Here is a 13110-nt window from a genome sequence, read left to right on the forward strand (position 1 = left end):
CCGATTACTTCAAAATCTCTACAGCCCGCTTCATACGAGCCACTGTCTCTTCTTTACCCAATACCCAGGAAATGTCGAACATGTGTGGTCCTTTTCCTTCACCGACCAATGTCAGACGGAAAGCATTCATGATATTACCCGTATGGTAACCCATCTTTTCAATCCAGTCCATAACGACTTTTTCCTGTCCTTCAATACTAAAGTCTTCAATGCCGGCAATCACCTCTGCCAATTCGGTCATACATTTTGCAGAGTCTTCTTTCCAACGTTTCTTCACCGTCTTTTCATCATATTCGGTAGGAGCAACGAAGAAGAAGCTACATACGTCCCACAGTTCTTTAATGAAACTTACACGATCTTTCATCATGCCAACCACAGTTACTACCTTTTCAAAAGGAGCTTCCACCCCATGTTCTTTCAGGAAAGGCAAAAACAGTTCCGCAATTTCTTCGTTAGGTTTCTGCTGTATATATTGATGGTTGAACCATATTCCTTTTTTAAAGTCGAACTTGGCACCCGACTTGCTACAACGGTGAAGATCAAACAATTTAATCAATTCGTCCATTGACATCACTTCCTGGTCATTGCCCGGATTCCATCCCAATAAAGCCAGGAAATTAATCACCGCTTCCGGCAAATAACCCGATTCACGATAACCTGAAGAGATTTCTCCCGATTTCGGATCGTGCCATTCCAATGGGAATACAGGGAATCCGAGACGGTCACCGTCACGTTTGCTTAATTTTCCATTGCCTTCCGGTTTCAGCAATAAAGGCAGGTGAGCAAATTCCGGCATTGTATCTTCCCACCCGAAAGCACGGTACAATAACACATGCAAAGGAGCGGAAGGCAACCATTCTTCACCACGAATCACGTGGGAAACTTCCATCAAATGGTCGTCCACGATATTTGCCAGATGGTAAGTAGGCAGTTCATCAGCCGATTTATAAAGCACTTTATCATCCAGAATAGATGAGTTGATAATTACTTCGCCACGAATCATGTCATTCACATGTACGTCTTCATTCGGTTCAATTTTGAAACGAACGACGTATTGTTTGCCTTCAGCAATCAGTGCCTCCACTTCTTCCTTCGGCATGGTTAATGAGTTGCGCATCATTCCGCGAGTAGATGCGTCATATTGGAAGTTAGCAATTTCGGCACGCTTAGCGTCCAGTTCCTCCGGAGTATCAAAAGCGATGTATGCTTTTCCATTTTCCAGCAAAATCCGCACATATTTCTTGTAGATTTCGCGGCGCTCCGACTGACGGTACGGACCACACTCACCACCGAAACTCACTCCTTCATCAAAGTGGATACCCAACCACTTAAAAGATTCGAGTATATACTCTTCCGCTCCCGGAACAAACCGGTTAGAGTCAGTATCTTCAATACGAAATATCAAGTCTCCGCCGTGTTGACGTGCAAATAGATAATTATACAAAGCTGTACGCACACCACCGATGTGCAATGCTCCCGTAGGACTTGGAGCAAAACGAACTCTTACTTTTCTTTCTGCCATAATTTGGGTTAGTATAGGTAAATCGTGGCAAAATTAAACCTTTTTTTCCACACTATTGTTTTTTTTTGTACTTTTCGCAAAAATTTCAGTGGATATGGAACATTTGAAGAAGAAAAAAAGTTTTTCATGGAGAGATTTACTATATAAATCACTGCTATTTGTGAGCACTGTGACGCTAATTGTCTATTTCCTGCCACGTGACGGAAAATTCAATTACCAGTTTGATATCAATAAGCCTTGGAAATACGGGCAGCTAATAGCTACTTTCGACTTTCCTATTTATAAAGACGACGCGGTAGTCAAAAGAGAACAGGACAGTCTGATGGCTTTCTTCCAGCCATACTATCAATTGAATAAAGAAATTGAGAAAGACGCAATCGCCAAGTTGAAAGAGAATTACCACACTAATCTGAAAGGTATTCTTCCTTCCATCGATTATTTGCGGTACATCGAGCGTACCTTAAAAGAAATCTATCAGGCTGGTATCGTATCGACAGAGAATATACAGCAACTTCAAAAAGACAGCACTTCATCCGTCATGGTGATTGACGACAAACTAGCCAACCCGCAGGCCACCGGAAACATTTACACGGTAAAGAAAGCGTATGAACACCTGTTGACAGCTGACTCGACCCATTTCAACCGGGAAGTATTAAGACAATGCGCGCTGAACGAATACATTACTCCCAACCTCACTTTTGACGAAGAACGCACCCAGACCGCCAAAGAGGAGATATTAAATAATTATTCCTGGGCAAACGGACTGGTAGTCAGCGGGCAGAAGATTATTGACCGTGGAGAAATCATTAGTCCGCAGACCTATAACATCCTCGAATCATTGCGCAAAGAATCCATCAAACGCAACAAGTCTATGGGACAAAACCGTTTGATTCTCGGTGGTCAGATTCTGTTTGTGGGCATGTTGATGCTTTGTTTCATGCTCTATCTCGATTTATTCCGAAAAGACTATTATCAGCGGAAAGGCAGTCTGTCGCTACTATTCACCCTGATTGTGTTCTACAGCGTCATAACGGCTTTCATGGTGACACATAATATATTTAATGTGTACATCATCCCCTATGCGATGCTACCGATTATCATTCGTGTCTTTCTTGACTCAAGAACCGCTTTCCTGACGCATGTCATCACTATATTGATATGCTCCATCTCCTTGCGCTTCCCTCATGAGTTTATTCTAACGCAGTTAGCGGCCGGATTAGTGGCGATATTCAGCCTAAGGGAACTATCGCAGAGATCCCAACTTTTCCGAACGGCCTTATTAGTGATACTGACTTATGCAGCCATTTATTTCGCTTTCGAACTGATGACGGAGAATGGTCTTTCCACCGACTTTTCTAAGTTGAACATACGCATGTACACTTACTTCATCATTAACGGAATCCTGTTATTATTCACTTATCCTTTATTATTCTTATTGGAAAAGACTTTCGGATTTACTTCCAATGTAACTTTGGTGGAACTTTCTAATATCAATAACGATCTTTTGCGGCAGATGTCTGAAACGGTTCCCGGAACCTTCCAACATTCCATGCAGGTGGCTAATCTGGCAGCCGAAGCCGCCATCCGGATTGGAGCAAAAAGTCAGTTAGTACGTACGGGAGCTTTGTATCACGATATCGGGAAGATGGAAAATCCGGCTTTCTTTACGGAAAATCAGTCGGGAGGGGTTAATCCGCATAAGAATCTGAATTACGAACAAAGTGCACAGGTCGTTATCAGTCATGTGACGGATGGATTGAAGCTGGCGGATAAACACAATCTGCCTAAAGCGGTCAAAAATTTTATTAGTACCCACCACGGACGGGGAAAAACTAAATATTTCTATATTTCCTGGAAAAACGAGCATCCGGACGAAGAGCCGAATGAAGAATTATTCACTTATCCCGGTCCGAATCCGTTTACCAAAGAGCAGGCTATCCTGATGATGGCAGATGCCGTGGAAGCTGCCTCACGCAGTCTTCCGGAATATACGGAAGAAACAATCAGCAACCTGGTCGACAAGATTATCGACTCACAGGTTACTGAAGGTTACTTTAAGGAATGTCCTATCACTTTCAAGGATATAGCAACAGTGAAAGCTGTATTCAAGGAAAAACTAAAGATTGCTTATCATACCCGGATCAGCTATCCGGAGTTAAAGAAGTAAGCAGACCGGCGCAAGCGTCTTCCAAAACATCCAATACATATTCAAATCCTTCGGCCCCTCCATAATAGGGGTCGGGGACATGATCCGCGGGAATACGAGTGCAGTACTCCGTCATGCGATGAATCTTCTTCCATTCTTCGGGAGAAGGCGCTTTGTCTTTCAGATCGTCTATGTTCCGATCATCCATACCGATTATCAAATCAAAATGGTAGAAATCTTCTGTACGGACGGGACGCGAACGATGCACCAGTTGATATCCGCGACGGGCCGCGTGAGCACGCATCCGGCTATCCGGCAGTTCACCCTGATGATAAGACAAGATTCCGGCGGAATCTATCACAAATTCGTTTTCCAGTCCCGCTTCTTTTATCAAATGAAGCATCACGCCTTCAGCCGTAGAACTACGGCAGATATTTCCAAGGCAGACAAACAATATCTTTTTCATAATTTCACTTTTAACAGATTCAAGAATAAGTCAAATGATAATTTAAAAGGCATTCAGTATCTGATTTGCCCGATTCACGGTCACTGCTGCCGGAGTTTCCGGCATACTACCCAAGTTGAATGGAGCAAGCATTTTCTCTATTTTCTTTAATCCGGCTTTATTTCCCTTTTTCTCAAATTCCTGACGGAGGATATTTATTTTCTCATGCGCCTGTATTCCTTCAATCAAACGTTCGAAACGGATACAACTACGAGCTCCCGGATATACAAGATAAGTATCTCCACCTGCCCAACTACGGAAACGGGAATCGAGCAGCGGTTCCAATGGCCAGCTGTTGTATGCCCAACGCAAATAACCATCCAGATGTTTCTTAGAAGAATAATAACTCATCCAGACAGCTTCTGCAGGATCAGAGAAAGTAAATGTATTGGGGTGAGCTTCCGTACAGCAGGTGTAATAGTTGGTACGTTTGTTTTCTGCCACGCGACGGAGACGTACTTCTTCCGGGAAGTTCTGTCCGATTACAATACAGTAATCATATAGATCGGGCTCAATCTCCGCATGATAATTTCCGGCCAAGGAAACTTTAAAATCCGGATCTGCTTTACGAATCACCTTCAAAGTCTTCTGCATCACTTCCATCGGACGCTCATCCATTGCTATAGTACAGATATCGAACCATCCTTTTTCTTTCAGATGCTTGGAGAAAGATGAAAGCATTGCTACCCACATTTCCTCGTAGACCTCTTCACCCGGTGCTGTTTTCACAAATTTCAGAGAGTTGGTTGCCTGGTCGTAATATTGGAATGACAACTCCCAAGGAACCATCGAATAACAGTTAATCTGTTTGTCAATCCCCACACTCATCATAAATTCTACCCAACGGTCGAAAATGGTATAGTCAAAAGACCATGTGCCGTCCGCCCGTTTCATCCAAGTAACCATTGTATCAAAATAATCTTCCGTCTGACCGTTCCAAGGTTTGTGCGTCAAAGTAGCCGTGATAATCTTTTGTCCGGCGTCTGCCAGCATTTTCATCAAAGGACGCATGGCGTCTAAATGCTCCTGACTCCATAAAGGAACCTGATAGTAACGTGCCACTGCATAAGGACTTTGCCACAAATCCAGGTGGTAAGCCCACTCCGAAGGTGGAGGAAGTTCACGGGAAGAAACGGTAATTTCCAGATTCAGGCGTTGCAACAGACGAGAGCCGTCGTTGATAAACAACTCCCCTTTATACGTTCCGGGAACAGCCGATTGAGGAATCCAGCACTGCACCCAGACAGGCTGAACTGTGCGAGCAGGCAAAGGCATCGCTTTCAGGTTGGTATCAATAGGGTCGGCCACCAATAATGAATCATAATCTATCGCTTTCCGATATCCGCAGGCACCTCTGCCGTCCTTGTTCAATTCGTCCGTCATCACATAACGCACAAAACCACCGGTAAATGCATCCTGAGGAAGAATGTTTCCTTTCTTGTCTTTGAAATCACCAAAACTAAAATTCAGGTCTTTCAGTTCTACGCCTGTCCATACAACCGCTTGCGCGTTCACACGTTCACCACGCCAGCCTTTCAAAACAACCGTTTGCTGGTTCCTCAACAGGGGAAGCCTATGTTTTGCGTATCGGACGTCTGTTGTGCCCCAAGATACTTGTGCTGTTGTCACTCCCGCCCATTCTTTATCAGAAGGCGCAACAGGATCGAACAATTCCTGATAAGTCAGTAGAGGGAACTTCGGTTGTCCTGTCGGAACGCCACATTGAGTGACTCCTTGCTGGGCAAAAACAGCGCCCACGCTAAAGAGACAAGTCAGGGAAAAAATAGTAAGTCGTTTCATGGTTAGTTAATTAAATGATTAAAGGTTATTATTAGGGGGAAAATTATTGAATCACATAGGGTCTACATCATAATAGACAATCAAAGATTTATAGCGTTCATCTTCCAGCATCTCCCGTTGGATGCGCAACAGCAATTCCCGGGCACGTCCCATCGGAGCGTTCTGTTCAATCTTTACGACAATCTTTTTGATAAACAACGTTTGAATACGGGCAACAGGAGGTTTATCCGGCCCCAACACCCGATTGCCAAATACCGCTCGCAACTTATCCGCCATCACTACCGCCATCTGATCCAGCAACGTTTCATTATGATTTTTCAGATAAACATATACCAACCGGTAATAAGGAGGATAATGGAACATCTGCCGTTCCGCCAATTGACCGCCTACCATATCTTCATAATCATTCGCAATGACCTGATGGATGATAGGATGCTCGATGCTTTTGGTTTGCAGCACTACCCTACCCCGTTTGTTCTTACGACCGGCACGTCCCGCTACCTGCGCCATCAACTGGAAAGCACGTTCATAGGAACGGAAATCCGGATAATTCAGCATCGTATCGGCATTCAGTATACCTACAATACTGACATGATCGAAATCCAATCCTTTCGAAACCATCTGCGTGCCAATCAATATATCCGTCTTTCCCTGTTCGAAATCCGCAATAATCTTTTCATAAGCCGAGCGGGTGCGGGTGGTATCCAAGTCCATTCGTGCCACTGCCGCTTCGGGAAAGAGGATTTTAATGTCATCTTCAATCTTTTCCGTACCAAAACCACGGTTCACCAGTTCCGTACCTTCGCAGGCAGGACAGGATTTCGGCAGTTGGTAAGTATAACCGCAATAGTGACAGGTCAGCTGATTAATTCCTTTATGATAGGTAAGGCTTACATCGCAATTCTTACACTTGGGCACCCAACCGCAGGTACGACACTCCACCATCGGAGCAAACCCGCGACGGTTCTGAAAGAGAATCACTTGCTCTTTCTGTTCCAAGGCCTCTTTCATGTATTGTATCAAGAGCGGTGAGAATTGTCCGACCATCCTCTTTTTGCGATGCAATTCCTTTATATCCACCGGAATAATCTCCGGCATTTGAATTTCTTTATATCGTTCTTTCAGTTGCACAAAGCCATATTTTCCCTCTCCTGCATTCTGCCACGACTCGATAGAAGGAGTAGCCGTTCCCAACAGGGTTTTAGCTCCATACATGGCAGCCAGCACAATCGCAGCGTTACGGGCATGATAACGGGGGGCGGGATCTTGTTGCTTATATGTATTTTCGTGCTCTTCGTCCACAATCACCAATCCCAGGTTTCGGAAAGGAAGAAACACAGAAGAGCGAACACCCAAGATAATATCGTACCCGTTCTCTCCCAGTTGTTTCCGCCATATTTCAACCCGCTCGGCATCGGGGAATTTAGAATGGTAGATACCCAGACGAGCACCGAAGACACGTTGCAGACGCTCCGTAATTTGAGTAGTCAAAGCAATCTCCGGCAACAAATATAAGACTTGCTTTCCCTGACGAATCGTTTCTTCGATCAGATGAATATACACTTCCGTCTTCCCACTGGATGTTACCCCATGAAGCAGACAAACGTTTTTCTCCTGGAAAGACTGAACTATCTCATCATGTGCCCGTTGCTGAAACTCGTTCAAGCCGTTCAGCTCGACCACTTCTTTCTCCTGTTTATTCAATCGGCCGATTTCGTGGTAGTATATTTCAAAAATCTTCTTATCCACCAGCCCGTTCAGTACCGAAGGAGCTACATTAGCCCGTTGCAACAATTCTTTCTTGGAGACTTCTTTCGGAGTTCCGGCTCCTAAAATGCCTGAATACTCTACATATTTCATGAGCAATGCCAGTTGCTTTGGAGCACGAGACAGAATATCAAACAAGATATGGAGTTGCTTTTCATCTGCCGTACCTGCAAGCCGCACTCGTGCCTCTGTCTTTGGCTTATAAGTACGTTTCAATTCTTCCTTTACAAAAATAGCTTCTTTATCGAGCAGGGACTTGATGGCAGTAAGAATGTTTTTTATGCCACTGTCTTTCTCCAGTTTAGTGACGGACTGCTGCGAGTCTATGGCAAGTAAATCCAAAATACGTTGTTCGCGTTCCGGCAATGGAGCATCCGCTTCAAAGTCAGGATTATATTCAACAATCGTTTCACTCTCCAGCTTCAGACCGGAAGGAAGTGCCGCTTTATAAACATCTCCTTGCGTACAGAGATAGTAATCGGCTATCCATTCCCAAAATTTGAATTGAGCAGGTAGTAAAATGGGAGAAGCATCCAGTAATGCAGATATATCTTTCACTTCGTACCCTGTTGGAGCACAATAATGAACGTTAAGGACGATAGCAGTATAAAATTTCTTCCGCCCAAAAGGAACTACCACACGGCAGCCTATCTTCACATCTTCCGCACATTCGTCCGGCAAAGAGTAAGTAAAACTCTTCGGAAGCGGAAGCGGTAATATGACATCTACATATTTTTTCATTGCAGGTACAAAAATACAATAAAAAAATGGGGAATGAAAAAGAAGAAAGAGAGAACACTCAAAAGAAAAACGCTTCTTAAGGCAAGATTGGTCAGAAACAGTTTCGAGACTGCAAGAAGGTAGCCTCCGAACAAAAAAAGAGTCCCCGTTAACCGGAAACTCTTTTTTATATACGATGTAAAGTGACAGACTATTTAAAAAATATAGGCAACAGATACTTGCCAAGTCTTAGTCTTATAAGAAGCGTCTGTTCCTTCACCTTCAATATCAGCAGTGTCACCCAATGGGATATTGTAGTTAGCACCTACCTGCAGATGGTTCAGCAATTTCAAACCGGCACCGACATTAATACCTACTTGCGCTTTCTTCTTATCGATACCCGACTTCTTTTCAAAATCGAAATAAAAATCAGGACCTGCAGCAAGATAAATACCGGCCATACTTCCCAAACCGATTGTATATTTCAGGTTTACAGGAATATCAATACCGTTTTGCTTGATAGTCAAATCCTCGTTTCCTTCAGAAACCTTTATACCTCTTTGAGCAAAAAGCAAGGCAGCATCTACTCCCAACCCTACGATTGGAATATTAAACTCAGCCATCGGACCAATAAAGAAACCTGTGAAATTATCCTTCTTAAAGTTTTCGCTCACATTAGAGAAACTCGCCTTCGACAAGTTCAAACCTCCTTTTACACCAAAGTGTATTTGCGCCTGGGCAGGCATTGCCATACCGATACATACGGCAATCATTAAAGCACCAAAAATCTTTTTCATAAATTTACGTGTTTATAATTCGGGACAAAGATATATAATTAGAATAAATAAACACAATTTATCTGTTTTTTGTTCGCTCAAAGTCGCTGTTGTTCACTTAATCCGGCGTCCGTACTTTTATATTTGTTCTTTTGGAGATTGAACTTATAATAGAGCATCTGTTTTATCCACCATCCACAGACTAATAAGAAATTCTTATTAGTTCAATTTTCATCCTATTTATCATTATAGATATTGGGAAAATGATAGTTAATCAAATTTACTTCCTAATTATCATACATAACCTTTTCAGCCAACATGTACGGCAAGTGGTCTGTTCCAATGTAAGTTCTTTTTCTAAGTGCCTCACCCGATCACATTGCTTCAACCATTTGTCCTGCAATGTGTCATACAAGAGTTTAGCTCTTTTATATATGGTGATTTCCTTATCTTGTTTGCCCAAAAGTGATGCGTATATTGAACAGATTTGAGATTTATCCATGCAATATCGTTCCAACTTTTCGATATACATCAATGTACTCCCCTTTTTATTCCGGTTGATAAAATCCTGAATACTTTCATCGTCGATGATGTCGATGTCGGCCCTTTGGTAGTCCACGGTGATTTCTCTTATCTCTATCAAGACCCAGATATATTCTGTCTCGAATCCGTACTTTGCAGCCGCTTCTTCTATACTAATCCATTGTGCCATAGCGTTTGTTCTTTTATGTGTGATACAATAAGGGATGAATAATGTTTTATTCATGTATATTAGCACAACGAGCATCCACTCTTTTTGCAGTCCGCCGGATCGGAATTGGCTAGGTTAAATTGTGGGGTAATTGATAACCGACCGAATACAAGAAAGACGCAGATGCTGCTGTACCATTATCTATGACTGAGGCTAGCAAACCCTTGTAGAAGACAATGATAACAACAGACACCCACGTCAATCGTTTATATATAACACATCATTAACCGATATGTTGAATATATCCGTTCACGTGGAGTATCTGCCGTATCATCTCTCTCTACATCAAGTGCTAATTTCAGTCATGAGAGATAATACGCTTTTACTCCATATTAGGAAATAAAAACCGCTTTCTGCCTATTTCATCACGCTGATGGGCTGAAAGCGTATGACAAAGATATATGTTTTTCTTGAAACGTAGTAGAAATATGGAAATAAATATAGGAAGTTATGTATTAAAATGAATTTGATAAAATATAATCCTGTTTCTTATTCCTGATTACTGAAATTTCTCTCACTAATAAAAATAACAATCGATTTTACTCTCACACTCTCACCCATCGTTTGGAAAAACCTTATTCATCGGAGTTACAGGTGTGAGGGTAAGTGTGATAGTAGGTGTGAGGGTAACTTTTACCCTCACCTTTTGTCCCACATCAAGGCTGATTTATTATATACTGATATACAACATATTACCTACCACCACCAAAAGTATTAACAGCTATAGCATCAAGTATTAACTCCCTAAAAATCATATATTAATAGTTAGAAAATTAGGTATTAATAGTTAGAAACTCAGGTATTAATGCATGGGAAACAGTATAATAACACCTAATTAGCACTAACAATAAGAACATTATAGATAAACTTATAACCAAGCTATCATCATCTTTCTAAATTAAAGCCGTGAATGTTCGTTAAAACACGAACATTAGATTTGCTTTTTTATAGCAACGTTCGTATATTTGCGAACATTAAATAAAAGAGGAACTAATGTATGGAACAGCAGGAACAGATTGCCCGTTTTGCTAAAGCGTTGGGGCATCCCACCAGAATAGCAATACTTAATTTTCTTGCAAGGCAAGAAAGCTGTTATTTTGGGGATATCCACGATGAGTTGCCAATCGCTAAAGCAACCGTTTCCCAGCATCTAAAAGAACTAAAAGACGCTGGACTGATACAGGGTGAAATAGAAACGCCCAAAGTGAAATATTGCATAAACCGTGAAAACTGGGAAATAGCCAGACAGTTGTTCGCCCAATTCTTTTGCGATTGCGCTTCTAAAAAAGGTGCTTGCTGTGAATAGCAGCCCTTTTTTTAGACCCATTGTTCGTTGTTTTGCGAATTACGTTTAATATATAAAATAGGAAATATGGAAATTAAAGTTTTGGGTACAGGCTGCGCAAATTGTAAGGCGCTGTACGTAACAGTAGAACAGGCGGTAAGAGATCTAAATTTAGATGCTACGTTAGTTAAAGAGGAAGATATTTTAAAAATCATGGAGTATAATATCCTTAGTTTGCCGGCATTAGTGATTGACGAAAAGATCGTTTCCGCCGGAAGAAAATTATCCTTAGCCGAAGTAAAAGAACTATTGAAACAATAACTTAGAAAAACTGTACCTATGAAACATTTATTTTTGATTGCTATCAGCTTACTCCTGTTTTCTTGTAGCGGGAAACCAAAAACAGAAAACAAACAAGAGGTTTCCGCACAGGGAGATCGTGTAGAAGTAATCTACTTTCATGGAAAACAACGGTGTGTTACCTGCCGTGCGATTGAGCAACTGACGAATGAAGTGTTGGAAGCCACTTTCAAAAATCAAATCGATAAAGGGGCAGTTGTGTATAAGGTTATAGATATTTCAGATCCGCAAAATGAAGCGATCACGGATAAATATGAGGTGACATGGTCGTCTTTGTATATAAACGGCTGGAAGGGAGGAAAAGAAACTGTTAATAACATGACTGAATTTTCTTTTGCCAACGCAAAGGGATCACCGGACATATTCAAAGAAGGTATAAAGAACAAAATAAATGAACTGCTAAAATAACTATTATATGGATTTTCTTCAAAATCTTCTGGATAATAGTAATATCCCGGTAATAACCGCTTTCCTGCTCGGTTTGCTTACAGCCATAAGTCCTTGCCCTTTAGCTACCAATATAACTGCGATAGGCTTTATCAGTAAGGATATAGGCAACCGGAACAAGATTTTTTTAGGAGGATTGCTTTATACCTTGGGGCGTGTTGTGGCTTATACGGTTTTAGGGATCATCCTGATTTCTATATTGAAAGAGGGATCAAGCATGTTTTCCCTACAAAAAGGTATAAGTAAATATGGTGAAATACTAATCGCCCCGGTCTTGATATTTGTAGGAGTATTCATGCTTTTCGGAAATCGTTTGAATTTACCTAAGTTCGGATTTCCGGGAACAAGAAAGGCGGAAAAATTGAAAGGCAATTTAGGCAGCCTTCTACTTGGAGTGCTTTTTGCTCTGGTATTTTGCCCTACCAGCGGACTGTTTTACTTTGGGATGCTTATACCGATGTCGGCAGCAGAACCGGGAGGCTACCTCTTGCCTATTGTCTATGCGGTGGCTACCGGCCTGCCCGTCATTCTGGTAGCTTGGATTTTGGCGTATAGTGTTGCCGGGATAGGCAAATTCTACAACCGCATACAGATATTTCAGAAATGGTTTAACAGAGTGGTAGCTGTTTTATTTATCGCAGTCGGCATTTATTACGCATATATCAATTACTTATAAATTAAATAAAAACAGAATATGAAAAGAATCGAGATTTTTGATCCGGCGATGTGTTGTCCTACCGGATTGTGTGGTCCGAATATCAATCCTGACCTTATGAGGATTGCGGCCGTGCTGGAAACCCTCAAAAGACAGGGGATCGTTGTCGAACGTCATAATTTACGAGACGAGCCGCAGCTTTATGTCAGCAATAAAACGGTTAATGATTATTTGATGAAAGAAGGTGCAGAAGGTTTGCCAATCACCATAGTAGAAGGGGAAATCGTGGTAACAAAAGGGTACCCGACCAATAAGCAGCTGAGCGAGTGGACAGGCATTAAGTTAGACATTATTCCAATTATCAACGAATGAGATT

At 41.9% G+C, this 13110-nt stretch carries 12 protein-coding genes; 6 read left to right on the top strand and 6 right to left on the bottom strand.

Going from position 1 to position 13110, the window contains the following annotated elements; all coding sequences use genetic code 11:
• Nucleotides 1–4 precede the first annotated feature (4 nt).
• The gene (gene gltX / locus I2I04_RS17330) at nucleotides 5–1522 is read right to left on the bottom strand and encodes a glutamate--tRNA ligase (RefSeq protein ID WP_195655492.1); all 1518 of its coding nucleotides are present in this window, start codon (nucleotides 1520–1522) and stop codon (nucleotides 5–7) included.
• 94 nt (nucleotides 1523–1616) lie between these two features.
• Here gltX and I2I04_RS17335 point away from each other — a divergent pair, with 94 nt between their 5' ends.
• Complete coding sequence (locus tag I2I04_RS17335) at nucleotides 1617–3689, top strand: HD family phosphohydrolase (protein ID WP_195655493.1); 2073 nt, start codon at nucleotides 1617–1619, stop codon at nucleotides 3687–3689.
• Here the strand turns inward: I2I04_RS17335 and I2I04_RS17340 are convergent.
• The 5 genes from I2I04_RS17340 to I2I04_RS17360 form a co-directional block, all read right to left on the bottom strand.
• Entirely contained in the window at nucleotides 3664–4134 is a 471-nt protein-coding gene (locus I2I04_RS17340) for a low molecular weight protein-tyrosine-phosphatase (protein ID WP_143259194.1), read from the bottom strand. The two genes, I2I04_RS17335 and I2I04_RS17340, sit on opposite strands and share 26 nt — an antisense overlap.
• A gap of 42 nt (nucleotides 4135–4176) precedes the next feature.
• The gene (locus tag I2I04_RS17345) at nucleotides 4177–5973 is read right to left on the bottom strand and encodes a DUF4091 domain-containing protein (RefSeq protein ID WP_195655494.1); all 1797 of its coding nucleotides are present in this window, start codon (nucleotides 5971–5973) and stop codon (nucleotides 4177–4179) included.
• A gap of 51 nt (nucleotides 5974–6024) precedes the next feature.
• Nucleotides 6025–8481 carry a primosomal protein N' gene (gene priA, locus I2I04_RS17350; RefSeq protein WP_195655495.1) on the bottom strand — a complete coding sequence of 819 codons (2457 nt, stop codon included), beginning with the start codon at nucleotides 8479–8481 and terminating at the stop codon, nucleotides 6025–6027.
• Nucleotides 8482–8675: 194 nt separating this feature from the next.
• Entirely contained in the window at nucleotides 8676–9257 is a 582-nt protein-coding gene (locus tag I2I04_RS17355; RefSeq protein ID WP_195655496.1) for a porin family protein, read from the bottom strand.
• Nucleotides 9258–9516: 259 nt separating this feature from the next.
• Nucleotides 9517–9948: a hypothetical protein gene (locus tag I2I04_RS17360; protein WP_195470683.1), complete on the bottom strand. Its 432-nt coding sequence runs from the start codon at nucleotides 9946–9948 to the stop codon at nucleotides 9517–9519.
• Nucleotides 9949–10984: 1036 nt separating this feature from the next.
• On the opposite strand from I2I04_RS17360, the gene I2I04_RS17365 reads away from it, so the two are divergent.
• From I2I04_RS17365 to arsD, 5 genes are all read left to right on the top strand, one after another.
• Entirely contained in the window at nucleotides 10985–11293 is a 309-nt protein-coding gene (locus I2I04_RS17365; protein ID WP_008023058.1) for an ArsR/SmtB family transcription factor, read from the top strand.
• Nucleotides 11294–11359: 66 nt separating this feature from the next.
• Nucleotides 11360–11593, top strand: a complete 234-nt coding sequence (locus tag I2I04_RS17370; RefSeq protein WP_008023059.1) for a thioredoxin family protein — start codon at nucleotides 11360–11362, stop codon at nucleotides 11591–11593.
• A gap of 18 nt (nucleotides 11594–11611) precedes the next feature.
• Entirely contained in the window at nucleotides 11612–12040 is a 429-nt protein-coding gene (locus tag I2I04_RS17375) for a nitrophenyl compound nitroreductase subunit ArsF family protein (protein ID WP_118219110.1), read from the top strand.
• 7 nt (nucleotides 12041–12047) lie between these two features.
• Nucleotides 12048–12755, top strand: a complete 708-nt coding sequence (locus I2I04_RS17380; protein ID WP_195655497.1) for an aromatic aminobenezylarsenical efflux permease ArsG family transporter — start codon at nucleotides 12048–12050, stop codon at nucleotides 12753–12755.
• Nucleotides 12756–12773: 18 nt separating this feature from the next.
• Complete coding sequence (gene arsD, locus I2I04_RS17385; protein WP_195470687.1) at nucleotides 12774–13106, top strand: arsenite efflux transporter metallochaperone ArsD; 333 nt, start codon at nucleotides 12774–12776, stop codon at nucleotides 13104–13106.
• Nucleotides 13107–13110 lie beyond the last annotated feature (4 nt).

It is taken from the genome of Bacteroides sp. 1001136B_160425_E2 (assembly GCF_015559655.1).
Classification (GTDB): domain Bacteria; phylum Bacteroidota; class Bacteroidia; order Bacteroidales; family Bacteroidaceae; genus Bacteroides; species Bacteroides luhongzhouii.

Bases quoted from the DNA above. Each gene is read 5' to 3' on its own strand.
- gltX (WP_195655492.1), bottom strand. From the start codon at position 1,522: ATGGCAGAAAGAAAAGTAAGAGTTCGTTTTGCTCCAAGTCCTACGGGA.
- I2I04_RS17335 (WP_195655493.1), top strand. From the start codon at position 1,617: ATGGAACATTTGAAGAAGAAAAAAAGTTTTTCATGGAGAGATTTACTA.
- I2I04_RS17340 (WP_143259194.1), bottom strand. From the start codon at position 4,134: ATGAAAAAGATATTGTTTGTCTGCCTTGGAAATATCTGCCGTAGTTCT.
- I2I04_RS17345 (WP_195655494.1), bottom strand. From the start codon at position 5,973: ATGAAACGACTTACTATTTTTTCCCTGACTTGTCTCTTTAGCGTGGGC.
- priA (WP_195655495.1), bottom strand. From the start codon at position 8,481: ATGAAAAAATATGTAGATGTCATATTACCGCTTCCGCTTCCGAAGAGT.
- I2I04_RS17355 (WP_195655496.1), bottom strand. From the start codon at position 9,257: ATGAAAAAGATTTTTGGTGCTTTAATGATTGCCGTATGTATCGGTATG.
- I2I04_RS17360 (WP_195470683.1), bottom strand. From the start codon at position 9,948: ATGGCACAATGGATTAGTATAGAAGAAGCGGCTGCAAAGTACGGATTC.
- I2I04_RS17365 (WP_008023058.1), top strand. From the start codon at position 10,985: ATGGAACAGCAGGAACAGATTGCCCGTTTTGCTAAAGCGTTGGGGCAT.
- I2I04_RS17370 (WP_008023059.1), top strand. From the start codon at position 11,360: ATGGAAATTAAAGTTTTGGGTACAGGCTGCGCAAATTGTAAGGCGCTG.
- I2I04_RS17375 (WP_118219110.1), top strand. From the start codon at position 11,612: ATGAAACATTTATTTTTGATTGCTATCAGCTTACTCCTGTTTTCTTGT.
- I2I04_RS17380 (WP_195655497.1), top strand. From the start codon at position 12,048: ATGGATTTTCTTCAAAATCTTCTGGATAATAGTAATATCCCGGTAATA.
- arsD (WP_195470687.1), top strand. From the start codon at position 12,774: ATGAAAAGAATCGAGATTTTTGATCCGGCGATGTGTTGTCCTACCGGA.